Annotated in this window: 15 protein-coding genes; 11 read left to right on the plus strand and 4 right to left on the minus strand. The window is 41.1% G+C overall.

The window, feature by feature from the left end:
* Positions 1–213 precede the first annotated feature (213 nt).
* From C511_RS0111530 to rodA, 11 genes are all read left to right on the plus strand, one after another.
* Positions 214–4,671: a translocation/assembly module TamB domain-containing protein gene (locus C511_RS0111530; RefSeq protein WP_027318165.1), complete on the plus strand. Its 4,458-nt coding sequence runs from the start codon at positions 214–216 to the stop codon at positions 4,669–4,671.
* Between the two features lie 4 nt (positions 4,672–4,675).
* Positions 4,676–7,024, plus strand: a complete 2,349-nt coding sequence (gene tamL / locus C511_RS0111535; RefSeq protein WP_024997297.1) for a translocation and assembly module lipoprotein TamL — start codon at positions 4,676–4,678, stop codon at positions 7,022–7,024.
* Positions 7,025–7,141: 117 nt separating this feature from the next.
* Complete coding sequence (locus C511_RS0111540; protein ID WP_027318167.1) at positions 7,142–8,044, plus strand: glycosyltransferase family protein; 903 nt, start codon at positions 7,142–7,144, stop codon at positions 8,042–8,044.
* Between the two features lie 191 nt (positions 8,045–8,235).
* A complete protein-coding gene (gene abc-f, locus C511_RS0111545; RefSeq protein ID WP_024997296.1) occupies positions 8,236–10,188 on the plus strand; it encodes a ribosomal protection-like ABC-F family protein in 1,953 nt (650 codons plus the stop codon).
* A gap of 101 nt (positions 10,189–10,289) precedes the next feature.
* On the plus strand, positions 10,290–12,323 hold the full coding sequence (locus C511_RS0111550; RefSeq protein WP_024997295.1) for a M13 family metallopeptidase: 2,034 nt from the start codon (positions 10,290–10,292) through the stop codon (positions 12,321–12,323).
* Between the two features lie 147 nt (positions 12,324–12,470).
* Entirely contained in the window at positions 12,471–13,994 is a 1,524-nt protein-coding gene (gene purH / locus C511_RS0111555) for a bifunctional phosphoribosylaminoimidazolecarboxamide formyltransferase/IMP cyclohydrolase (RefSeq protein WP_027318168.1), read from the plus strand.
* Positions 13,995–14,008: 14 nt separating this feature from the next.
* Positions 14,009–15,031: a rod shape-determining protein gene (locus C511_RS0111560; RefSeq protein WP_024997294.1), complete on the plus strand. Its 1,023-nt coding sequence runs from the start codon at positions 14,009–14,011 to the stop codon at positions 15,029–15,031.
* 90 nt (positions 15,032–15,121) lie between these two features.
* Entirely contained in the window at positions 15,122–15,967 is an 846-nt protein-coding gene (gene mreC, locus C511_RS0111565) for a rod shape-determining protein MreC (RefSeq protein WP_024997293.1), read from the plus strand.
* Positions 15,964–16,461 carry a rod shape-determining protein MreD gene (mreD, locus tag C511_RS0111570; RefSeq protein ID WP_024997292.1) on the plus strand — a complete coding sequence of 166 codons (498 nt, stop codon included), beginning with the start codon at positions 15,964–15,966 and terminating at the stop codon, positions 16,459–16,461. The genes mreC and mreD overlap by 4 nt, the downstream gene beginning before the upstream one ends.
* A gap of 1 nt (position 16,462) precedes the next feature.
* Complete coding sequence (mrdA, locus tag C511_RS0111575; RefSeq protein ID WP_027318169.1) at positions 16,463–18,328, plus strand: penicillin-binding protein 2; 1,866 nt, start codon at positions 16,463–16,465, stop codon at positions 18,326–18,328.
* The gene (rodA, locus tag C511_RS0111580) at positions 18,309–19,763 is read left to right on the plus strand and encodes a rod shape-determining protein RodA (RefSeq protein WP_024997291.1); all 1,455 of its coding nucleotides are present in this window, start codon (positions 18,309–18,311) and stop codon (positions 19,761–19,763) included. Before mrdA ends, rodA begins: the two co-directional genes overlap by 20 nt.
* 8 nt (positions 19,764–19,771) lie before the next feature.
* Here the strand turns inward: rodA and C511_RS0111585 are convergent, their stop codons facing one another.
* From C511_RS0111585 to metF, 4 genes are read right to left on the minus strand one after another with little or no spacing between them, the layout of a single operon-like run.
* Positions 19,772–20,236: a gliding motility lipoprotein GldH gene (locus tag C511_RS0111585; RefSeq protein ID WP_024997290.1), complete on the minus strand. Its 465-nt coding sequence runs from the start codon at positions 20,234–20,236 to the stop codon at positions 19,772–19,774.
* The gene (locus tag C511_RS16745) at positions 20,214–21,533 is read right to left on the minus strand and encodes a PSP1 domain-containing protein (RefSeq protein WP_051260512.1); all 1,320 of its coding nucleotides are present in this window, start codon (positions 21,531–21,533) and stop codon (positions 20,214–20,216) included. The genes C511_RS0111585 and C511_RS16745 overlap by 23 nt, the downstream gene beginning before the upstream one ends.
* Positions 21,534–21,582: 49 nt before the next feature.
* The gene (locus tag C511_RS0111595) at positions 21,583–22,707 is read right to left on the minus strand and encodes a DNA polymerase III subunit (protein WP_027318170.1); all 1,125 of its coding nucleotides are present in this window, start codon (positions 22,705–22,707) and stop codon (positions 21,583–21,585) included.
* Between the two features lie 2 nt (positions 22,708–22,709).
* A complete protein-coding gene (gene metF, locus C511_RS0111600) occupies positions 22,710–23,663 on the minus strand; it encodes a methylenetetrahydrofolate reductase [NAD(P)H] (protein ID WP_024997289.1) in 954 nt (317 codons plus the stop codon).
* Positions 23,664–24,765 lie beyond the last annotated feature (1,102 nt).

Raw genomic sequence — 24,765 nt, forward strand, 5'->3', positions numbered from 1 at the left:
GTGTATACGCAATTTGTTCACCGGCAATTCAAGTGGGGTGTGCTTTGTCATTCAATGATTCCTTCTTTCAACAAAAAAAATCCCGGTTCACCACAATAAAGCGGCTTGTTTGGCAGGTTAGCATACTTTATTTTGTTTTTTATTGTAGGAAGTTTTTCTGTTCTGATTTTAATTATTTAATTTGTGTAGTAAACGCTACCAATATAGATTCTTATGAAACGGAAATGGATTAAAAGAACGGCTATCATTATCTTGGCACCGATACTGTTGTTTGTTGTGCTGATGCTGTCACTCTACATTCCGCCTGTACAGAATTTATTACGCAAGGAACTCACCCGGTACGCTTCTCAAGCCACAGGAATGCAAATAAGCATGAGGCGCATCGATCTTCGCTTTCCGTTTAATTTGCAGCTGAGTGACGTGGGGGTTATTCAGCACAAAGACACTCTGTTGTCTATGGGCAGTTTAAATGTTCGCATACAGGTGTTGCCGTTGTTTCGGGGTGAAGTGGAGGTGGACGACTTAACGTTGCGCAGCACCAGCTTTAATTCGGCGCATCTCATAAAAGGCATGCAGTTGCAAGGTGTTCTCGGTACGTTTTCTCTTCGAAGCCACGGAGTAGACCTGTCGCACGAGACGGCTCTAGTCAACGCCCTCGAACTGAGCGACACGCACGTTCGACTGAAAATGTTGAAGGACACGGTTCCTGAACCCAAAGACACTACTGCCGCCAAGATTCCCTGGAAGATTATTTTGCAGCAAATGGAGGTGAAAAATGTATCTTTCTCTATGCAGCTCGACGATGATTCGACACAAATCGGTGCGCACTTGGGCAGAGCAAACTTGCAGAAGCTACATGTGGATCTTCACAAAGAAGCCTATGCGTTGAGGCAGTTGGCTGTCAATGGCTCGTCGGTTCGTTATTTAGTTGGGCAAAGAAAAGCACACCCGGGCTTCGACCCCTCACACATTCAGTTGCGTGATGTCAACTTCCGGTTGGATTCTTTATCGGCACAGGGGCACAACATACAGGCGGTTATTCGCTCGTTCTCCATGAATGAGCGGTCGGGGCTGACTGTTCAGTCGCTCAGCGGTCGGCTTCTTGCCAACCAAAAAAACATTCGTTTGCCGCAGTTAGCCCTGAAAACACCCCACTCGCAATTGGAATTAACGGCAAATACCACGTGGAGTTTTGTGGAAAATCCCGATAAGGGCGATGTAGACATGCTGTTCGATGCCCGCATTGGCAAGCAAGATGTGTTGCTTTTTGCCGGAGCTTTGCCCGAGGCTTTTAGAAAAGAATATCCGTTTCGCCCGCTGATGGTGCGGGCGACACTGAAAGGAAATTTGTCGGGCATGCAATTATCGCAGCTGAAGGCTGAACTGCCGGGGGCATTTTCTGCCAGCGGTGGGGGAGAGCTGATTAACTTCTCGGACTCTGTGAAGCGATACGCTCAATTTCATCTGCAAATGCTGGGACAGAACCTGGACTTCCTTACTACGCTGGCTTCGTCGGCCAAAGGTCGTTTCGCCATACCCGCCAACATGACATTCATCACCCGTGCCGAACTGCGGGGCGACCGTCTGACTGCACTTCTGCGGGCAAAAGACGGTGAAAGCTCGCTATCGCTTACTGGTTCATATCATACGGTGACGGAAGCTTATTCCGCCCAACTGATGGCAGAAGGTGTGCAGGTGAAACACTTCTTGCCTCGCGACTCCATTTATTCTTTGTCGGCCCGGGCCGAAGCAAGCGGTAAGGGCATTGATTTTATGTCGCCCAAAGCTGTTGCCCGCTTTGACTTTCATTTGCAAGAGTTGGTTTACAGCAGGTTTCACATAGCCGATGTGGCATTGAAAGGTGCGCTGAAAAACACACTGCTTACGACGAACCTCACGAGTAACAACGAGTTGGTGAAACTGACCGCAGATGCCGGTTATCATTTCCGGCGCTCTTATACGGATGCCTCGTTGCTGCTCAATGTGGAAGAGATTAACTGGTACAAACTGGGCTATTTCCCCAGACCGATGAAAAAGCCGTTCGCCTTTCAGTTGGAGGGTCAAACGCGTAAAGACTCTGTGCGAATGACATTGCAGTCGGGCGACTTGAAACTTAACTTCCGCAGCCGCACCACGCTCGAGAAGTTGATGAAGCAATCGGCACTTTTCTCCGAAGTATTAATGAAGCAAGTCAACAACAAACGGTTGGATCACGCAGCGCTTCGTAAAGTATTGCCTTCGGCCGGCTTGCGTCTGACGGCAGGTCCCGACAATCCTTTCAGTCGGTACCTGGCCATGAAGGACATTACGTATAATCAAGTGAATGTTCTTTTCGGAACAACGCCCGCCCGAGGCATCAACGGAAGGGCTACGGTTAGCGGACTTTCGGTCGACTCCACCCGGCTCGACACGGTATTTCTGAATATTCGCCAAGACACGACACGCCTCAATATACGGGGTGGCGTTATTAACATGCCCGGTAATCCGCAGTTTGTCTTCAAGGCATTCCTGACCGGTGAGATTAGAAACGAAGATGCTGAGCTGATGGTTGAATACCTCAATGAGAAAGGAGAAACCGGTGTTTTGCTGGGCGTCAATGCCCGCCCCAGAGACAGGGGGATTTTGCTGAAGTTTATTCCCGAAGAGCCCATTGTTGCGTTCAGAAAGTTTCGTTTCAATGAAGACAACGGGGTGTATCTCCGTCACGATAAGCATGTATTGGCTAATGTAGAGATGCTCGATAAAGACGGCATGGGAGTGCGTATTCATTCGTTGCCCGACACTACGTTTCTGCAAAACATGGATATAGAGTTGCGCCGCATTCGTTTGGCGGAAATAAGTGAGGCATTGCCTTATCTTCCCCAGTTTGCCGGGGTGTTATCGGCTGAGGCTCATTTGGTGCAGACGGCCACCTCCTTACAGATTTCGACAGAATCGGTTATTGATGAACTGGTTTATGAACATCAACGTGTAGGCGATGTAGGGTTGGGCGCAACTTGGCTGCCCGGCCGCGACGGAATGCATTATGTGAACAGCTACCTTACGCACGAGGGCAAGGAGGTGATGACGCTTAACGGCAATTACTTCTCCCGGAACGACAGTCTGGACGTGGAGTCGGCACTGGAACATTTCCCGCTTCAGATTGCCAATGTGTTTATTCCTGACCAGGTCGTTACCCTTTCGGGCGATCTCGACGGGAATCTTCAGCTGAGAGGTTCAACCTCTAAACCTTTGGCCAACGGAGAGTTGATGCTCGATAGCGTGTCGGTGTACGCCAGTCAGGCCGGTGCCCGCTATTGGTTTGATAACCGTCCGGTGAAGATTGAGAATAGCCGCATGTTGTTTAACCAATTTTCTATTTATACTACCAGCAAGAATCCGTTTGCAGTAAACGGTCTGGTAGACTTCCGCAACTTGTCGCGCCCTACGGCCGATTTAACGTTGAAGGCTTCCAACTATACCCTGCTTGATGCTCCCCGCACCAAAGAAAGCCTGGTTTACGGAAAAGTGTTTGTCGATATGAATACCACTGTGCGCGGACCGCTTGATGCGCTGGTGATGCGGGGAAATATGAATGTATTGGGCAATACGGACGTTACGTATGTGTTGAAAGACTCTCCGCTTACCGTGCAGGATCGTTTGGGCGATTTGGTTACTTTCACTTCGTTTGCCGATACGCTGTCGCAGAAAAAACAAGATGAACGGGTTGTCTCTTTGGGAGGACTGGATATGTTGATGACGGTACACATTGATCCTGCTGTGCGACTGAAAGCTGATTTGAGTCCCGACAGGAACAGTCGCGTGGAACTGGAGGGCGGCGGTGATCTCTCGCTGCAATATTCTCCCCGTGGTGATTTAAGACTTTCGGGAAGATACACCTTATCGGGCGGCATTTTAAAGTATGCGCTTCCGGTTATTCCACTTAAAGAATTTGAGATTAACGACGGTAGTTATGTGGAGTGGAGTGGCAATCCCATGGATCCTTCGCTGAACTTTAAGGCTACCGAAAGGGTGCGTGCTTCTGTTTCTCAGGAGGGAGGATCGCCACGCATGGTTAACTTTGATGTCAGTGTGGGGGTTAAAAACCGCATGGAAAACCTGGAACTTCTGTTTAACCTGGAAGCTCCCGAAGACATGAGCGTACAAAATGAACTGGCGGCCATGTCGGTCGAAGAGCGCAGCAAGCAAGCCATCGCTTTGTTGGCCACAGGTGTTTACATGGCAGGCGCAGGAAACAAAAGCGGCGGACTGGATATGGGTGCTGCATTGAACTCCGTATTGCAGAAGCAGATTGCTAATGTGGCGGGTTCGGCACTGAAGACAGTCAACATTTCCTTCGGAATGGAAAATTATGATGGAGCTGATGCGGGTGGTAAACGTACGGATTACAATTTCCGTTATGCCCAGCGTTTCTTTAATAACCGTGTGCAGGTTGTGATCGGAGGAACGATCTCAACCGGAAATGAAACGCAGCAAGACGAATCGTTCATTGATAATGTGTCGCTTGAGTATCGGTTGGATAATTCGGGCACACGCTATGTCAGACTGTTCCACAACAAGGACAACGAAAGTATTTTGGAAGGAGAGATTACCGAGACCGGAGTGGGTATTGTGCTCCGCAAGAAAATGAGCCGGTTAAGCGAACTCTTTATCTTTAAACGGAAGAAGTAACATGATGAAAAAGAATAGAATCACCATTCAACAGTTGCAGGTAAGAAATACTCTTTATCTGGCTGCGATAACCACCTGTTTCCTGCTTGTGCTTGCCGGTTGCTCTACTACGCGCAACCTGCCCGAAGGCGAAGTTTTGTATACGGGACAGAAAAAAATGGTGGTCAGGAACGAGGCGAAAGACAGAGCAGGGGCAGAGACTATGACCGAGCTGACGGCCGCATTGGCTACGGCTCCCAACAATTCTATTTTAGGAAGTTCGGTGCATCGGTTTCCGTTTCCTTATGGGTTGTGGATTTATAATAGCTTTGTCAACAGACAAAAGGGACTGGGGAAGTTCATTTTCAATAAACTGGCGGCTAAGCCTGTATTTATTTCTACTGTCAATCCTGATATTCGTGCCAAGGTAGGTACCAACTTGCTTCACGATTATGGCTTCTTTAACGGAACAGTGGGGTATCAGATCATACCCGATGAAAAGAATCCACGGAAGGCAAAGGTGCAATATTTGGTAGATATGAAGAACCCGTATCTGATAGACACGGTAACATACGAACGGTTTACTCCCGATTTATTGAATACTTTGCAAGCCGGACAGCAGAGAACGTTGTTGCATGTTGGGAAACAATTTAATGTTATCACCCTCGACGAAGAGCGTACCCGACTGAGTAGTTTGCTGCGTAATCGCGGGTATTATTATTACCGGCCCGATTATTTTTCTTTTCTGGCCGATACGACTTTGGTTCCCGGTAAGATTTCAATGAAGATAGTGCCCAAGGCGGGCGTGCCTAAAGAGGCGCTGAGAAAATGGAATGTGGGCGACATAGCTGTGCACTTGAACGGTGTGTATGGCGAAGCGCCCAATGATTCGATGATGTACAAGGACTTGAAGATTTATTATTACGACAAGCTGAAGGTGCGACCGGATGTTTTATACAAGCAGTTGCGTTTCCATCCGAGCCAGACTTATTCTTATTTTAGAGATACGCGTACGCAAGAGCGTATCACGCAGTTGGGTATGTTTCGCTATGTGGAGATGAATTACACGCCACGCGACTCGACGGATGCATGCAATGTGCTGAACGTGAATATCCGCACGGCGTATGACTTGCCTCTCGACGGTGAACTCGATCTCAACATTACAACAAAAAGTAATGACCAAACAGGTCCGGGAGCTTCTTTCAGTGTGACAAGAAAGAATCTGTTTGGCGGTGGCGAGAATCTGACTCTTGGACTGAAGGGTTCGTATGAATGGCAAACGGGAGCGCAGAACACCGATAATGGTTCGTTAATGAACTCTTATGAATACGGGGTGTCGGCTTCCTTGTTTATTCCCCGGGTTCTGTTTCCCCGACTGGGCAAAAAAGATTATGATTTCCCGGCAAGTACTACCTTTAATCTGTATGCCGACCAATTGAACCGGGCTCGCTTCTTCAAGATATTGGCTTTTGGAGGCGATGCAACGTATGTGTTTAACCCTACGCGTACGAGCAAGCATACTATCATTCCGTTTAAACTGAAATTCAATGTGCTGCAAAGTACCACGCATTTGTTTGATTCCATAGCTAATGAGAACAAATCGCTCTACTTGAGCTTGAATAATCAGTTTATTCCTTCCATGAGTTATACGTACACGTATGATACCAGCGGAAAAAGAAATGCGCGAAATAGGTTGTGGTGGGAAACAACACTGACTTCGGCCGGTAATATTACTTCGTGCATTTATAGGGCTTTCGGGAAGAGTTTCAGCGAACAGAAAGACTTGCTGGGTGCGCCTTTTGCACAATTCATGAAGATAAATTCGGAGCTGCGCTACACGTGGAATATTGATAAGAATCAATCGCTTGCAACGCGGGTGGCAGGCGGACTCATTTATTCTTATGGAAACTCGGATGTAGCTCCGTATAGTGAGCAGTTCTATGTAGGTGGAGCCAATAGTATACGTGCTTTTACAATACGTAGCTTAGGACCGGGAAGTTATCATCCGGCAGCGGATAATAAATATGCGTACATTGATCAGACAGGTGACATTCGTTTGGAAGCGAACATGGAATATCGTTTTCGTATTATACAAGATTTGCATGGAGCGGTGTTTATGGATGCAGGTAATGTCTGGCTTCTTAGAGAAGACGCAACACGACCCGGTGGTAAGTTTCAATGGAAAGGGCTGGCCGATGAAATTGCAGTTGGAACCGGTGCCGGACTCCGTTACGATCTTTCTTTCCTTGTAATTAGGGTGGATTGCGGAGTGGCTTTGCACTTGCCTTATACTACATCACGTAAAGGGTATTATAACATTCCGAAGTTCAAAGACGGACTGGGCTGGCACTTGGCTATAGGCTATCCGTTTTAATTAAATACGTTATATTAGAAAGAAATGAATCATAATTAGACCCGTGTAGAAGGTAAATTTTGTATTTTTGCAAACAGTTACAAACCGTACTATTAATCTTTTAATATTCAGGTACATATGAAACCAACTTTATTTGTGTTGGCTGCTGGTATGGGCAGCCGTTATGGGGGACTCAAACAACTTGACGGACTAGGTCCTAATGGTGAAACCATTATGGATTATTCTATTTTCGACGCTATACGCGGCGGATTTGGTAAAGTCGTTTTTGTTATTCGTAAAGACTTTGAACAAGATTTTAGAGATAAGATCTTAAGCAAATATGAAAATCACATCCCGGTAGAATTGGTGTTTCAATCACTCGACTCATTGCCGGCAGGCTTCACTTGCCCGGCCGACCGTGTGAAACCTTGGGGTACCAATCATGCCGTACTGATGGGTAAAGAGGTTATTAATGAACCGTTTGCCGTTATCAATGCCGACGACTTTTATGGTCGCGACAGTTTTGCCGTATTGGGAAAAGAATTATCAGCAATGACCGGCAAAAAGAATGATTACTGCATGGTGGGCTATCGTGTAGGTAATACATTGTCGGAAAGTGGTTCTGTGGCACGTGGGGTATGCGAAACAAATGCGGAAGGCTATCTTACAACGGTTGTTGAGCGTACTGCTATTGAGCGTATCGATGGAAAAGTTTCTTTTACTGATGAGAATGGTCAATTGGTGTCGATTGCAGACAACACACCGGTCTCTATGAATATGTGGGGATTTACTCCTGATTATTTTCAGTATTCGGAAGATTATTTCGTTGAATTCCTCAAAGAGAACATGGGTAATCTGAAAGCTGAATATTTCATTCCGCTGATGGTCAACAAGCTGATCAATGAAAATACAGCCCGCGTGAAAGTGTTGGATACTACATCTAAATGGTTCGGCGTGACTTATGCTGAAGATCGCCAGGGAGTAGTTGATAAGATACAGGCTTTGGTTGATGCGGGTGAATATCCTGCCAAGTTGTTCTAAATAGGCACATTGATTTCACAAAGAATTTGTTGAGGCTGCTTCACATAGAGGCAGCCTCTTTCTATATAATAAGGTGTAGTTGCTTTGAAATTTGTTTTTTGATTGGTGACTCAGGCTTTATAGATGCTTGATAGTTAAATAAATATTCAAGAATTCATTATCTTTGCCGTTCGTACAAAAAGGATAAATGAATGATTTCAGTTGAAGGTTTAAAAGTAGAATTTAACGCCACTCCGCTATTTGAAGACGTTACCTATGTTATAAATAAGAAAGATAGAATTGCATTGGTCGGCAAGAATGGTGCCGGTAAGTCGACTATGCTTAAAATATTGGCAGGTTTGCAACAACCTACTTCCGGTGTTGTTGCTTTGCCTAAAGACACGACCATTGGATACTTACCCCAGGTCATGGTACTTGCCGATAAAAATACGGTGATGCAAGAAGCTGAGAAAGCTTTCGAACATATTTTTGATATGCAGAAAGAGCTGGAGCGCATGAATCAGGAGCTGGCTGAACGTACCGACTATGAATCAGAAGATTACCATAAACTCATTGACCGGTTTACACATGAGAATGAACGCTTCTTGATGATGGGCGGCACCAATTTCCATGCAGAAATAGAACGGACTCTAGTGGGTTTGGGATTTAAAAGAGAAGACTTTGATCGTCCCACTTCCGAATTTAGTGGCGGTTGGCGTATGCGTATTGAATTAGCTAAATTATTGCTTCGCCAGCCCGACGTTTTGTTATTGGATGAGCCGACCAACCATTTGGATATAGAATCAATTCAGTGGTTGGAGACATTTCTTTCTACCCGTGCCAATGCGGTTGTGCTGGTGAGTCACGACCGGGCCTTTATTAATAATGTGACGACTCGTACCATTGAGATTTCGTGCGGACACATTTATGATTATAAAGTGTCTTATGATCAATATGTTATTCTACGTAAGGAGCGTCGCGAGCAACAACTGCGTGCGTACGAAAACCAACAAAAACAAATACAGGATACGGAAGATTTCATTGAGCGCTTCCGTTATAAGGCTACGAAGGCTGTGCAGGTGCAAAGCCGCATCAAGCAACTGGAGAAGATAGAGCGAATTGAAGTGGATGAAGAGGATAATTCGGCTCTGCGTCTCAAATTCCCTCCTGCTTCGCGTTCTGGAAGCTATCCGGTTATCTGCGAAGATGTACAGAAGAAGTATGGCAATCATGTTGTTTTCCACGATGTCAATCTTACCATCAATAGGGGAGATAAGGTGGCCTTTGTCGGTAAAAATGGTGAAGGAAAATCGACCTTGGTGAAGTGCATTATGAATGAGATTGATTTCGATGGCAAATTACTCATCGGACACAATGTTCAAATAGGTTACTTTGCACAAAATCAGGCACAAATGCTTGAAGGTGAACTTACTGTGTTCGATACGATAGACCGTGTGGCTGTGGGTGATATTCGTAATAAAATTCGCGATATACTCGGTGCTTTCATGTTTGGAGGTGAAGCCTCTGATAAGAAAGTAAAGGTATTGTCGGGTGGCGAACGTAGCCGATTGGCTATGATTAAGTTACTTTTACAGCCGGTGAATCTGTTGATACTTGACGAGCCGACCAACCATTTGGATATGCGTTCCAAGGATGTATTGAAAGAAGCAATTCGTGAATTTGAGGGGACGGTAATTTTAGTTAGCCATGACCGTGACTTTTTAGATGGACTGGCGACTAAAGTATATGAGTTCGGTAGCGGATTGGTAAAAGAACATCTGGGGGGAATCTATGAATTCCTGCAACGGAAAAAATTGGAAGACTTGAATGAACTTCAGAAAAGTATTCCTTCCGGAGGTAGTGCAACTTCAACAATTGCAGATTCACAAGGTGTTGTTTCCGATAATAAACTTTCTTATGAGGCACAAAAAGAGCTGAATAAGAAGATAAAGAAAATGGAGAAGCAAGTCGCTGATTGCGAGAAAGCAATTGAAGAACTGGAATCAGCTATAGCGATTGTTGAAACTAAAATGGGCACTGTAGAAGGAGCATCGGATATGTCTCTTTATGAGCAGCATCAAAAACTGAAAATGCAACTTGATAGAACAGTTGAGGAGTGGGAACAATCTTCAATCGAACTGGATGAAATAAAAACAAATGGATGATTAAAAACGTTTTTTTGATTATCTATAGATATAAACCCCTATTTATTAACTAAACAGATTTGAGTCTCTTGAAGGCTCGGTATGTATATTGTTATTTTATGATGAAAGTGAGAAATTATTTACCAATTTTGGCGCTGTGCCTGATGGGCACAAGCTGTGGTAGCAATAAAGATGCTACACTATCCTCGGGTATTGATGTGGCAAACTTGGATACAACTGCTGTTCCCGGAACAAGTTTCTATCAGTTTGCTAATGGTGGTTGGATGCAGAAACATCCTCTAACAAATGAGTATTCACGCTTTGGCTCTTTCGATATGTTGGCCGAAAACAATCGTAAGCAGTTACGTGAATTAATAGAAGAACTGGCAGCTGCAAAGCATGAAAAAGGTAGCGTAGCGCAAAAAGTAGGTGATTTATATAATATAGCACTAGATAGTGTGAAATTAAATAAGGAGGGAGCAGCACCTATTAAGGCTGAGTTAGATAAGATTGCGTCGCTCAAAGACAAAGCTCAAATTGTCTCAATGATAGCAGAGATGCAACAAAAAGGTATGTTCCCTTATTTTGTCTTGTATGTCAGTGCCGATGATATGAATAGTACAGTTAATCTGGTACAAACATATCAAGGTGGTATCGGTATGGGTGAACGTGATTATTATCTGGAAAATGATGATAAAACAAAAGAGATACGCGAAAAGTATAAAGAACATGTTGCAAAGATGTTCCGCTTGGCAGGACGCGATGAAGCATCGGCTCAGAAAGCGGTTGAATCAGTAATGAATATTGAAACACGTTTGGCTAAAGCTGCACGTTCCAGAGTGGAACTTCGTAATCCGCGGGCAAATTATAATAAGAAAAGCATAGAGGCACTGAACAAGGAATATCCGGTACTCGGATGGAATACTCTTTTAAAGTCTGTAGGACTCTCGGCTGTTAAGGAAATTAATGTAGGACAGCCAAATGCAATGAAAGAGGTGAATGATGTGATTAATTCAGTATCAATGGATCAACAGATTGACTACTTGCAATGGAATGTGATCAATTCAGCTGCTTCTTATTTGAGTGATGATTTTGAACAACAGAACTTCGATTTCTTCGAGAAGACAATGTCTGGCAAACAAGAGCAGCAACCTCGTTGGAAACGTGCCGTAAGTACGGTAAACAGTTCGCTGGGAGAGGCTGTTGGACAAATGTATGTAGAAAAGTATTTTCCTGCCGCAGCCAAAGAGCGCATGGTAACTTTGGTGAGAAATTTGCAAACTTCCTTGGGCGAACGTATTAAGGGTCTTGAATGGATGAGTGAGGCTACCAAGGAAAAGGCTTTGGAAAAACTAGCTACTTTTCATGTGAAGATTGGTTATCCTGACAAATGGAAAGATTATTCTTCTTTAGAAGTGAAGAACGACTCTTATTGGGCTAATATAGAACGTGCCAGTGCATGGCAATATGCCGAAATGGTTGCAAAGGCAGGCAAACCTGTCGATAAGGATGAATGGCTGATGACTCCTCAAACTGTAAATGCCTATTATAACCCTACTACAAACGAAATATGTTTCCCTGCTGGTATATTGCAATATCCTTTCTTTGATATGAATGCAGATGATGCATTTAACTACGGAGCCATTGGGGTTGTGATTGGTCACGAAATGACACACGGCTTTGATGATCAGGGACGCCAGTACGATAAGGATGGAAACCTGAAGGATTGGTGGACTGCCGAAGATGCCAAGAATTTTGAAAAAAGAGCCGCGGTTATGATTAACCATTTTGATAGTATTGAAGTAGCACCAGGAGTACATGCTAACGGTCAGTTTACCTTAGGTGAGAATATTGCCGATCATGGTGGTTTGCAGGTTTCTTTTCAAGCTTTTAAAAAGGCAACATCAGATAAGCCGCTGAATACCGTACAAGGCTTTACTCCTGAACAAAGATTCTTCTTAGCATATGCTAATGTTTGGGCTGGGAATATCCGTCCGGAAGAGATTCTGCGACTGACGAAAATTGATCCGCACTCGTTAGGGAAATGGCGTGTTGACGGAGCTCTTCCTCATATTGCTGCTTGGTATGATGCCTTTGGCGTAACCGAAAAAGATAAGTTGTTTTTGCCTGCTGAGCAACGAGCATCTATCTGGTAAGAATTTGCTTTTTCCACACAAATAGATTAAGCTCCGCTCCTCACACTGAGGAGCGGAGCTTTTTTAGTATTAATTTACACCTTATTTATAACGTTTGATGGAACATATTTTGTAACTTTGCACATCAATTACATAACTCTTAGTAAAATGTCTGGATTGAAGAAAATAAAAACCGCTCTTGTTTCAGTCTATCATAAAGAAGGATTAGACGAAATTATTACAAAACTCCATGAAGACGGAGTTGAATTCCTCTCTACCGGAGGTACACGACAGTTTATTGAATCATTGGGTTACCCTTGTAAAGCTGTGGAAGACCTGACTTCTTATCCTTCAATCTTGGGGGGAAGAGTGAAAACACTTCATCCGAAAATTTTCGGCGGAATTTTATGTCGTCGTGAACTGGAACAAGACAGACAACAAATAGAGGAATATGAAATCCCCGAAATAGATTTGGTTATTGTTGATTTGTATCCGTTTGAAGCAACAGTGGCTTCGGGGGCTGATGAGGCTACCGTCATAGAAAAGATTGATATCGGCGGGATTTCTTTGATTCGAGCTGCTGCTAAGAATTACAATGATGTGGTGATTGTTGCTTCACAATTGCAATATAAGCCCTTGTTGGATATGTTGATGGAGCATGGTGCAACATCTTCGTTGGAAGAGCGCCGCTGGATGGCGAAAGAGGCTTTTGCTGTTTCTTCACATTACGATTCTGCTATTTTTAACTATTTTGATGGAGCAGAAAATTCAGCATTTCGTTGTTCTGCAAATGATCAAAAGGCTCTTCGCTATGGAGAAAATCCTCATCAGAAAGGCTTCTTCTACGGTAATCTAGATGCTATCTTTGATCAGATTCACGGAAAAGAAATTTCTTACAATAACTTGTTGGATATCAATGCAGCTGTTGAGTTGATTGATGAATTTGAAGATCTGACTTTTGCTGTATTGAAGCATAATAATGCATGTGGTTTAGCTTCTCGACCCACTGTATTGGAGGCTTGGAAAGATGCGTTGGCAGGTGATCCCGTGTCGGCTTATGGTGGCGTATTGATTACCAATGCTGTTATTGATAGAGAAGCCGCGGCAGAAATAGATAAAATTTTCTTTGAAGTAATTATTGCGCCCGATTATGATGTCGATGCGCTTGAAATATTGGGCCAGAAAAAAAATAGAATTATTTTAGTCCGTAAAGAACAAAAATTGCCTAAGACTCAATTCCGTTCTTTGTTGAACGGGGTCTTGGTACAAGAAAGAGACTTAAATATAGAAACAACTGCCGATTTAAAGACAGTAACAAATACTATCCCTACAGAACAAGAAATTTCAGACATGCTTTTTGCCAATAAGATTGTAAAAAACAGTAAGTCGAATGCCATTGTTTTAGCAAAGGGAAAGCAATTGTTAGCTAGCGGAGTTGGACAAACTTCGCGTGTTGACGCATTGAAGCAGGCGATAGAGAAAGCGAAAGCTTTTGGATTTGAACTTGAAGGTGCTGTTATGGCATCTGATGCGTTTTTCCCTTTCCCCGATTGTGTTGAAATTGCACACAAGGAAGGTGTAAAGGCGGTAATTCAACCCGGTGGTTCAGTGAGAGACCAACAAACTTTTGATTATTGTAATGAACATGGTGTTGCAATGGTTACCACGGGTATTCGTCATTTTAAACACTAACAAAGAAAATAAAAATGGGATTATTCTCTTTTACTCAGGAAATAGCAATGGACCTTGGGACAGCCAATACAATTATTATCTCAAATGGTAAGATTGTAGTGGATGAACCTTCTGTTGTGGCTTTAGATCGCAGAACCGATAAAATGATTGCGGTTGGCGACAAAGCAAAGATGATGCATGAAAAAACCCACGAGAATATAAAAACAATCCGTCCTTTAAGAGATGGAGTTATTGCAGATTTTTATGCTTGTGAGCAAATGATGCGTGGATTAATAAAAATGGTTAATACCCGTAATCATCTATTTTCTCCTTCATTACGAATGGTGATAGGGGTTCCTTCGGGAAGTACTGAAGTTGAATTGCGTGCTGTACGTGATTCTGCTGAACATGCTGGTGGACGAGATGTGTATTTGCTTTTTGAACCCATGGCGGCAGCTATAGGAATTGGTATTGATGTGGAAGCGCCTGAAGGAAATATGATTGTTGATATAGGTGGTGGATCTACTGAAATTGCAGTTATTTCCTTGGGGGGTATTGTTTCTAATAACTCAATTCGCATAGCAGGTGATGACTTGACTGCGGATATCCAGGAATACATGAGCAGACAGCATAATGTGAAGGTTAGTGAGAGAATGGCCGAACGTATAAAAATAAATGTTGGAGCTGCTTTAACTGAGTTGGGTGATGACGCCCCAGAGGACTATATTGTACATGGGCCTAACCGTATTACGGCTTTGCCTATGGAGGTACCTGTATGTTATCAAGAGGTTGCTCATTGTCTTGAGAAATCTATTTCAAAAATAGAAACGGCCATTTTGAGTGCATTGGAGAAGACTCCGCCAGAACTTTATGCGGATATTGTTCATAACGGTATCTATTTAGCCGGTGGAGGCGCATTGTTAAGAGGTCTTGACAAACGATTAACTGATAAAATCAACATTCCTTTTCATATTGCAGAGGATCCTTTGCATGCAGTAGCAAAAGGAACAGGTGTTGCTTTAAAAAATGTGGATCGTTTTTCATTCTTGATGAGATAAATAAGGCTATTGATAGTGAAAATATGAACGTGCCAATGTATTACGGATGAATGTATCTGTTAATACATTGGCTCTTGACGTCTTAGTGTTATGCGGAATTTACTGAATTTTCTCATTAAATATAACTACTGGTTTGTGTTTCTTTTATTGGAGATAGCTAGTCTGGTTATGTTGTTTCGCTTTAATAATTATCAGCAAAGTGTCTATTTCACCTCTGCGAATGCGATATCAGGCAAGGTATATGCGATCTCGGGAGGGATTACGTCTTATTTTTACTTGAAATCGGCAAATGAAACTCTTCTTGAACGTAATACGATTCTAGAACGTCAACTCACTTTTCTGCGTAATGCATTGAAAGATAGAAATGTAGATTCTCTTGAAATTAATCGTTTAGAAGAACTAAGCAGTTATCAATATAAAACAATTCCGGCGCATGTTATTAACAATAGTTTGAATTTGGTTAATAACTATTTGACACTTGATAAAGGGAAATCAGATGGAATTTTACCTGAGATGGGGGTGATAGGAGAAGAAGGGGTTGTAGGTATTGTTTATATGGCGTCAGAACATTATTCGGTTGTGATTTCTGTGCTCAATAGTAAATCAAACATTAGTTGTAAGATAAAGAACAGCGACTATTTTGGCTATTTGAAGTGGGAGCATGGTGATTCTAGATACGCTTATCTGAAAGATCTTCCTCGACATGCAGAATTTAATTTGGGGGATACAATCATAACGAGTGGATATTCCACTGTCTTTCCCGAAGGGGTGATGGTAGGCACAGTTGATGATATGGCCGATTCTAATGATGGACTTTCTTATTTATTAAAAGTGAAGTTAGCCACTAATTTTGGTAAAATCAGTAATGTGAGGGTTATAACAGATGTTCAGAGGATAGAGCAGGAAGAACTTGAATTAAAAACAAAGGCGCAATGATAATAAATTACATATATCGTATATTATGGTTTGTGGGGTTGGTGCTTTTGCAGGTGCTCATTCTCAATAACATTCATCTCGCAGGATACGCAACTCCTTTTCTTTATACTTACTTTATTTTGAAGTTCCCGTCTTCTGTTTCTCGTAATGAATTATTGTTATGGGCATTCTTTTTAGGCTTAATAATTGATGTCTTTTCAAATACGCCAGGTATTAATGCATCGGCTACTGTCTTGATGGCTTTTGTCAGGCCTCCTTTATTAACTCTGTTTACACCACGTGATAGCTTTGATAATATAGTTCCATCATTTAAAACGATAGGAAATTTCTCTTTTATAAAGTATTTATTAATTTGTTTGTTGATTCACCATGGAGCCTTGTTGACGATTGAATTCTTTTCTTTTGCAGATATAGGATCTCTAATATTGCGAATAGCGTCTAGTACGTTGCTAACGTTGAGTTGTATTTTGGCTTTTGAAGGAGTGAAGAAATAAAATGGCAAAAGATTATCTTTTAGAAAAACGTAAGTTTGTAATTGGTGGTATAGCTGTATTTATTGTGCTAACCTATATTCTGCGACTTCTTGTTTTGCAGGTAATGACTGATGATTACAAGAAAAATGCAGATAGCAATGCGTTTCTTAAAAAGACTCAATATCCATCTAGAGGAGCTATCTACGACCGAAACGGTAAATTGTTGGTTTTTAATCAGCCAGCATATGATATAACTATTGTTCCTAACGAAATAACGCAGTTGGATACAACTGATCTGTGTAAGACTCTGAACATAACACCTGCATTTTTCTTGAAAAGGATGCTTGATATTCGTGATAGGAAGCAGAACCCAGGTTATTCTAAATATACACATCAGGTTTTTATGACTCAGCTATCGGCAGCGGAGTGTGGTGTGTTTCAAGAAAAACTATTTCGTTTTCCGGGATTTTATATACAGCGTAGAACCATTCGTCAATATACATATAATGTTGCTGCACATGCTTTGGGAGATATTGGTGAGGTCTCAATGAGGGATATTGAAGAAGATGACTATTATGTGAGGGGGGATTATATAGGAAAACAAGGTGTTGAAAAATCATATGAAAAGTATTTAAGAGGAGAAAAAGGGGTTGAAATTCTTTTAAGAGATGCCCATGGTCGTATTCAAGGGCATTATAAAAACGGCATTTACGATAAAGTACCTATTCCAGGAAAGGATATAACACTAAGTTTAGATGTGGAGCTGCAAACGTTAGGGGAGAAGCTGATGCATGGTAAAATGGGAAGTATAGTGGCTATTGAACCTGAAACGGGCGAGATTCTCTGTTTTGTATCTGCGCCTTCTTATGATCCTATGGCTATGGTAGGACGCCAACGAGGAAAAAATCATCTGGAGTTAGAGAAAGATCCTTTGAAGCCATTGTTTAATAGACCACTTATGGCTGCATACCCCCCCGGATCAACTTTTAAGACTGCTCAAGGAATGATTTTTTTGCAGGAGGGAATTGTAAATGAAAACACCACATTCCCATGTTATCATGGCTTTGTTGTGCCTGGCTTACGTGTTGGCTGTCATGCACACCCTTCACCTATTTCTTTTATGCCGGCTATATCTACTTCCTGTAATTCTTATTTTTGTTGGGGACTGTATCGAATGATAGATAATAAAAAATACGGTTCTTCTGCTAAAGCGTTAACTGTTTGGAAAGATCATATGGTTTCTATGGGATTTGGATATAAACTTGGGGTTGACTTACCTGGTGAGAAGCGCGGCTTAATTCCTAATGCACAATTCTATGATAAAATATATGGTAAAGGGAGATGGGGAGGACTGAGGATCATTCATACCTCTATCGGCCAAGGTGAGATATTGCTTACGCCTGTCCAAATGGCAAATTTGGCTGCAACAATAGCGAATAGGGGACATTTTATAACTCCTCATATTGTGAAAAAGATACAGCATGATCAATTAGACAGTTTGTATCGCTGCCCAAGATATACAACAATCTCGCCTCAATACTACGATTTAGTAGTAAAAGGAATGCGCGGAGCGGTTGTAGGAACAGCATATGGCGCAACATGCCGTGGAGCCAATTTACCTGACATTGAGGTGTGCGGCAAAACAGGAACAGCACAAAATAAAGGTAAGGACCACTCTATTTTTATGGGATTTGCCCCGATGAATAAACCTAAAATAGCCATTGCCGTTTATGTAGAGAATGCTGGCTTTGGGGCTACGTGGGCCGTTCCTATTGCTTCAGTGTTAATGGAAAAATATTTAAAAGGAACTCTTTCACCCGAACGTATGAAAACTGTTGATGAAATCAGTAACACTAATTTAATTCAGTATGGCTTCAAGGAGTATTAGTCTATGGAAATCAATTGATTGGGTTGCCATTATCATTTATCTTTTGTTGATTACTTGTGGATGGTTTAGTGTTTGTGGTGCGAGTTATGATTACGGCAATCCTGACTTCCTTGATTTCTCAACTCGTGCAGGTAAGCAACTTGTTTGGATTGTATGTTCTTTTGGAATAGGCTTTGTTTTGCTTATGCTTGAAGACAAGTTGTTTGATATGTTTTCTTATTTTATATATATAGGAATGCTGTTACTATTACTGGTAACTATATTCATTGCTCCAGATGTGAAAGGCTCCCGCTCGTGGTTGCAATTAGGACCAGTTAGTTTGCAACCGGCTGAGTTCGCTAAGTTTGCAACTGCGCTTGCCTTGGCAAAATATATGAACTCATATTCGTTTAGTATAAATAAATTAAGGCATTTTGTAGGCTTGCTCGCTATCATTATGGTACCAATGATACTTATCATCATGCAGAGAGAAACAGGCTCTGCTTTGGTTTATTTAGCTTTCTTTCTTGTATTATATAGAGAAGGCATGTCTGGTACGGTGCTTTTTCTAGGACTTTGTGCTGTTTTATATTTTATCATTGGTATTCGCTTTAGCGAATTGTTCATTGCAGAAACGCCTACACCGCTGGGCGAGTTCGTTGTGTTGTGCCTTATTCTTCTGTTTACGGCGAGCATGTTATGGGTTTATCAAAGAAAATGGTTATTGGTAAGAAATATTTTAGGAGTAAGTGTTTTAACTTTGGGATTGTCTTTTTTAGTTTCTGAATACGTCTACGAATTTAATCTGGTTTGGATACTGTGGGCGTTGTGTATTGGTGCAGCGTGTTACTTGTTTTATTTGTACCTAAGCCAACGCTTTCTTTCTTATGCACTTATTGGTTTGTTTACAATTACGTCTATCGGTTTCTTATATTCATGCGATTATGTTTTCAATAAAGTATTGGAACCTCATCAACAAATAAGAATTAAGGTTGTATTAGGCATGGAGGAAGATTTATCAGGAGCCGGTTATAACGTAAATCAATCCAAAATAGCCATTGGCTCTGGAGGATTAACAGGCAAGGGTTTTCTGAATGGAACTCAGACAAAACTAAAGTATGTACCCGAACAAGATACCGATTTTATTTTTTGTACGGTAGGGGAAGAACAGGGTTTTGTTGGCGCTTCAATTGTTCTTCTCCTGTTTTTGATCCTTATTTTAAGATTGATTGCACTCTCTGAAAGGCAACATGGAACCTTCGGGCGTGTGTATGGTTATTCTGTAGTAAGTATATTCCTCTTTCACTTGTTTATTAATATAGGTATGGTATTAGGTCTTACACCCGTAATTGGTATACCTTTACCTTTTTTTAGCTATGGAGGTTCTTCACTTTGGGGATTTAGCATTTTACTGTTCATCTTTTTAAGAATTGATGCGGGTAGAAGTCGCCGTTAGATAAGCCCTTATTCTACTTTAATCCCCACATCATTAATCCCTTTCAGGTAATTATCCTTCATTTCATGAGAGATCTTTATCGTATATTTGCCTGGTTTTACTAGTATATTTTCTCTATATGGAACTGATAGCTCATATAAATCTCCCCATCCTTTACCAATAATTTCTCCTTCTTTATTAATCAGTTGAAACTTAATAGTATCAGTTTGCCAGATGGTAGAATCAGGAATATTGCTTTTTATGCACAAATATAAATCCTGATATGCATACGAGCTCAAATTTCTTATTTGTGCTCGTATGTTATATCGGTAAGCAGTTTCTTTTAGCCCAATTTCAAACGAAAGAGTATCATGTTTGCTCCATCCTTTCGGATTAACATGCTTAAAGCTATGATACACAGAGCCATTATCACAACTGAATAAAAACAGTGTAGAAAGAGTAATTATAATACTATTCCTTAACTTGCTGATCATCTTTTTTGTTTCTCTCTTGAGGACGAGGAAAATTTCTTCTTCCGTTACGGTCTCTGTTATTTCTATTGGGTTTATTGTGCGAACCTTGTTCTTCTTTTACTTGTTGAGCGTCATTGGGCGCTTGGGCCTGGACTCTAGAATTTTCTTTTTCGTTACGCATTTGCGCCTGCTGAGGCCTGTTATTACTTTTTTTCTTTTTTCTGTTTTGGGAATTATTTGATGTGTTATCACTACTCCCATGACGTTTATCAAAGCGGGTAAGGCTTTCCTGCTCCAGTAAATCAATCGGCTTTTTAGGCTCAGGTTTGCGTTCAGATTCGATTAATGTATCTGGCTTAACCCCTTTTCGATTCATACTTATAATTTCAAAAGCTCTTCTACCACTAATAGTTATCAGATTAGCCGGGAAATTTTTATCTGTTGAATAGCTTATCTGATTTGCCATAATATCTGCCTTGAAGAAATAATAGGTGCCATCTTTAGTTTCTAATTCAATTTCTCTAGATGGCAGTTTCTTTTGGGCTTCGACGTAACTGTCGACTTCATAATTCATGCAACATTTTAATTTGGCGCACTGACCAGCCAACTTCTGTGGATTAAGAGATATGTCCTGGAATCTAGCTGCGCTGGTTGATACAGAGACAAAACTTGTCATCCAGGTTGCGCAACAGAGTTCTCTGCCACAAGGCCCAATACCTCCTATACGGCCAGCTTCCTGACGTGCCCCTATCTGCTTCATCTCGATGCGCACTCTAAATGCTTCGGCAAGTACCTTGATTAATTGACGAAAGTCGACACGCTCATCAGCGATATAGTAAAAAATAGCTTTATTACCGTCGCCTTGATATTCAACATCTCCTATTTTCATGTTAAGATTGAGATTGGCTGCAATCTGTCTAGCCTTAATCATGGTTGCATGTTCTTTGGCTTTGGCTTCATTATATTTTTCCATATCTACAGGCTTTGCTTTGCGGTAGATACGTTTTATTTCAGCATCAGGGCGGTTATTCGCCTTTTTCATTTGCAAAGGTACTAGCTTACCTGTAAGTGTTACTACCCCGATGTCGTGCCCAGGCGTAGCTTCAACGGCAACCGTATCACCTTTCTCAAGCTTTATTTTATTGCTATTTTTATAATACCCCTTACGAGTATTTTTAAATTGAACTTCAACCATATCTGATTCTTCGGCATTATTGGGGACATCTGCCAACCAATCATAAGTATTAAGTTTTTTATCTTGTCGGGAACAACCTTTGCAACAAAGTTTTCCGCTACCGTTATTTAATTTATAGTCCATATTGTTTCTTATATTTATAGGGCCTTAATTTTGATTTTACAATGATACATTATTGTTTTAATAACACAATCATTTTCAAGGAAAAATCAAAAAAAACCATTTTGGCATTTACATTTTGTTCTATATCTCTTTGAGCTTGGCTCAATTCATTCATAATTCCTATAACATTCTTCTCATTAACGAAAGGAGAAAAGCGTTTGGCAAAATTTTCTTCATCGATTGTTAAGTAAGTAAGATCTTTTTGCTTCAGATTAAAGATGAAATTTTCTCGAATCATTTGCTGGCAATAATCAAGCATGTTTTTTTGTTTCTCTCTTCCCATAGCGGCTACGCTTTCGCTCCATATTTTCATTTCCTTTATCTTCCGTTGGTAAGAAAGACGCATTAGGCTAACAAATAAATCAAAAAAAAGCCTTTTTTCTTCATTTAAATGGATGGCATCAAGAGCCTTAACAAAACTTCCATTAGCTGTGTGAGCAATGTTTTGCGCATCTGCTGAAGCAATTGCATATTTGGTCTGTAGTGTATTGGCAATACAACTCTCTTCTATTCGAGGAATATTTAAACGTTGTGTTCTGCTCAATATGGTAGGTAAAATCATCTCTGGATTTTCGGAAACAAGGATGAATATTGTTTTCTGGGGTGGTTCTTCCAGAAGTTTAAGCAATTTATTTGCGCACACTACATGCATCCTTTCAGGTAACCAGATAATTGAAACCTTATGTCCTCCTTCACTTGATTTAAGGCTAAGCTTTCTTATGATCTCATCGCTCTCCCTAGCATAAATTATGGCTTGTGAGTTTTCTGCCTGAAGTTCATTCAGCCAATTGTTAATGCTCATATAGGGCATCTTCTCTAAAAAATGGCGCCAATCGGAAATGTAATCATCACAAATTTCTTTTTTTGCTTTTGCATTTTTCACGATGGGAAACATGAAATGCAAATCGGGATGTATTAGTTTCTTGAACTTGATGCACGAAGGGCAAGTTCCGCATGAGTCGGTTGATTGCTTGTTAGTGCAGCAAATGTATTGTGCGTAAGCTATCGCCAATGGAAGTTTTCCAACCCCTTCATTACCACATAAAAGTAGCGCATGAGGAATGCGACCTTCATTTACTTCCTCAATAAGTTTCTGCTTAATGTGGTCTTGTCCTATGACATCTCCGAATTGCATATCTAATATATTTTCTGAGCTACCTCTCTAATGCTGTCCACAGCTGAGATTGTGTAGAAGTGTAAGCTAGGTACTCCGTATTCAATGAGTTCTTTGCATTGAGCAATGCACCATTCAATTCCCACTTGTTGAGCTTCGTTGTCATTCTTACATTTAAGAATCTCTTTAGTCAAATCTTCGGGAAGATCAACTTTAAAAGTTTTTGGAATCATTGTTAACTGTGACAGCTTTTTAAAAGGCTTGATGCCCGGAATAATGGGAACAGTGATTCCTGCTTGACGTGCTCTATCTACGAAATCAAAATATTTCTTGTTATCATAAAATAGCTGTGTGACCGCATATTCAGCTCCGGCTTCAACCTTTTTCTTTAACCAGTAAATATCGTCTTCTATATTTGGTGATTCTTCATGTTTCTCTGGATAGCAAGCCACTCCATAAGAAAAAGGCTGTTCCATGTTTTGCATTGAAGTGCCATCGACAAAGATTCCTTTATTGAAGTTATTGATTTGTTCTTGCAACTGTATGGCGTGGTAATAACCATCTCCTTCAGGTGTAAATACAGATTCATGCTTTGCTTTGTCTCCACGAAGAACCAGCAAATCTGTAACTCCTAAGAATTGCAGATCAATAAGAACATATTCTGTTTCTTCTCTAGTGAACCCGCTACATAAAATGTGGGGAACTGTTTTGATGTTATATTTATTTTGAATAGCGGCAGCAACAGCAACAGTGCCTGGTCTTCGACGCTGCCTGTCTCGTTTATATAATCCTTCACCCAAGTCCTTATAAATATATTCGCTTCTGTGAGTCGTTATATTGATGTATTTGGGATCAAATTCTTTTAATGTATCAATTGTAGTATACAGTTTTTCGATACCCGTACCTTTTAGTGGGGGTAAAATTTCGAATGAAAAAGCTGTTTTTTCGTTGGAGTTTATTAAATCAATGATCTTCATTTTTTCTATGTGATTTTTGTAGTCGACTGTATCTTGTGACAAAAGTATAAAAAAAAAGCCGATATTCTTTTTATGTAGCATCTTTTTATAGTAACTAAGTATACTGTTTGTGCTTCTATATAATTATGTACTAGCAAGTGTTTAGTAGTCTTGTTTTCTCTCTTTTCTTATTTTTTCTTTCAAGTATCTTCCTTTTGCATTTATCGGCTCACCATGGTTGGTAAGTCGTCCAACCAAGGTTAGCCAGTCGCCCAACGATGGTTAGCCAGTCGTCCAACGATGGTTAGCCAGTCGTCCAACCAAGGTTAGCCGCTCTTTTTTCGTCGGGCTCTTTTGGCTTGAGCTATTGAATAGTCTATCCTGTCCTTCCTTCTTCTTGCTCCTTCGCTAATGTCTGCCTTTCGCCTTTCAACTACCACCTTCCTGCTTTGTTTTCTTGAGACCCCCACTTTGTTTGGAGTCTTTTTCTTCCATCCTTGCCTTCCTTCTTACTATTGCAATAACCCTCTTTTTCCTCTGCTTACATTTCCCCTTATATAATATAAGGTATACTTATTCTTCGTATTTCCCTCATTCCTTCTTTCTTTGCATTTATTTTCCTGCTGTTACCCCTTGATGCCTAGCTCTTTAAGCCTTTTGGCTCCTTTCTTCTCTAAAAAAAGAGTATGATCTTCTTGCTTTGTATGGCAAAAGCTTCTACTTTTGCACCCGCTTTGCAAGAGAGACAAAGTGTTTTCTTGAAATGTTGATAAAGCGCCTGTAGGGTTTGACTTATGCGGTTTTACTTTTAAAAAAAACTTCTCTGAAAGTTTGGAAGTGAATCTAAAAAGTCTTTATCTTTGCAGTCCGGTTCGCAAAAAAGGATCTTCTTTTTGTTGATACCTTCGCTCTTGCTAAAAGAGTTTTAGAAGGTAGCTTAACGAAAAAAAAACTTTTAAAAAAAACTTCCGAAAACATTTGGTTGTTACTTTTAAACTCCTTACCTTTGCACCCGCTTTAGAAAACAAAGCAAAAATAAAAGAAGCGTTCTTTGATAGAATTACATAAACAATACAAGTAGTACAATAGCAAAATGCTTTTCTTCTTGTTTGGTTTCTTCGGA

Origin of the sequence: Bacteroides graminisolvens DSM 19988 = JCM 15093 (genome assembly GCF_000428125.1) — a bacterium.
GTDB lineage: Bacteria > Bacteroidota > Bacteroidia > Bacteroidales > Bacteroidaceae > Bacteroides > Bacteroides graminisolvens.

Excerpts from the sequence above, each read along its gene's own strand:
- C511_RS0111530 (WP_027318165.1), top strand. The coding sequence starts at position 214 with ATGAAACGGAAATGGATTAAAAGAACGGCTATCATTATCTTGGCACCG.
- tamL (WP_024997297.1), top strand. The coding sequence starts at position 4,676 with ATGAAAAAGAATAGAATCACCATTCAACAGTTGCAGGTAAGAAATACT.
- C511_RS0111540 (WP_027318167.1), top strand. The coding sequence starts at position 7,142 with ATGAAACCAACTTTATTTGTGTTGGCTGCTGGTATGGGCAGCCGTTAT.
- abc-f (WP_024997296.1), top strand. The coding sequence starts at position 8,236 with ATGATTTCAGTTGAAGGTTTAAAAGTAGAATTTAACGCCACTCCGCTA.
- C511_RS0111550 (WP_024997295.1), top strand. The coding sequence starts at position 10,290 with ATGAAAGTGAGAAATTATTTACCAATTTTGGCGCTGTGCCTGATGGGC.
- purH (WP_027318168.1), top strand. The coding sequence starts at position 12,471 with ATGTCTGGATTGAAGAAAATAAAAACCGCTCTTGTTTCAGTCTATCAT.
- C511_RS0111560 (WP_024997294.1), top strand. The coding sequence starts at position 14,009 with ATGGGATTATTCTCTTTTACTCAGGAAATAGCAATGGACCTTGGGACA.
- mreC (WP_024997293.1), top strand. The coding sequence starts at position 15,122 with ATGCGGAATTTACTGAATTTTCTCATTAAATATAACTACTGGTTTGTG.
- mreD (WP_024997292.1), top strand. The coding sequence starts at position 15,964 with ATGATAATAAATTACATATATCGTATATTATGGTTTGTGGGGTTGGTG.
- mrdA (WP_027318169.1), top strand. The coding sequence starts at position 16,463 with ATGGCAAAAGATTATCTTTTAGAAAAACGTAAGTTTGTAATTGGTGGT.
- rodA (WP_024997291.1), top strand. The coding sequence starts at position 18,309 with ATGGCTTCAAGGAGTATTAGTCTATGGAAATCAATTGATTGGGTTGCC.
- C511_RS0111585 (WP_024997290.1), bottom strand. The coding sequence starts at position 20,236 with ATGATCAGCAAGTTAAGGAATAGTATTATAATTACTCTTTCTACACTG.
- C511_RS16745 (WP_051260512.1), bottom strand. The coding sequence starts at position 21,533 with ATGGACTATAAATTAAATAACGGTAGCGGAAAACTTTGTTGCAAAGGT.
- C511_RS0111595 (WP_027318170.1), bottom strand. The coding sequence starts at position 22,707 with ATGCAATTCGGAGATGTCATAGGACAAGACCACATTAAGCAGAAACTT.
- metF (WP_024997289.1), bottom strand. The coding sequence starts at position 23,663 with ATGAAGATCATTGATTTAATAAACTCCAACGAAAAAACAGCTTTTTCA.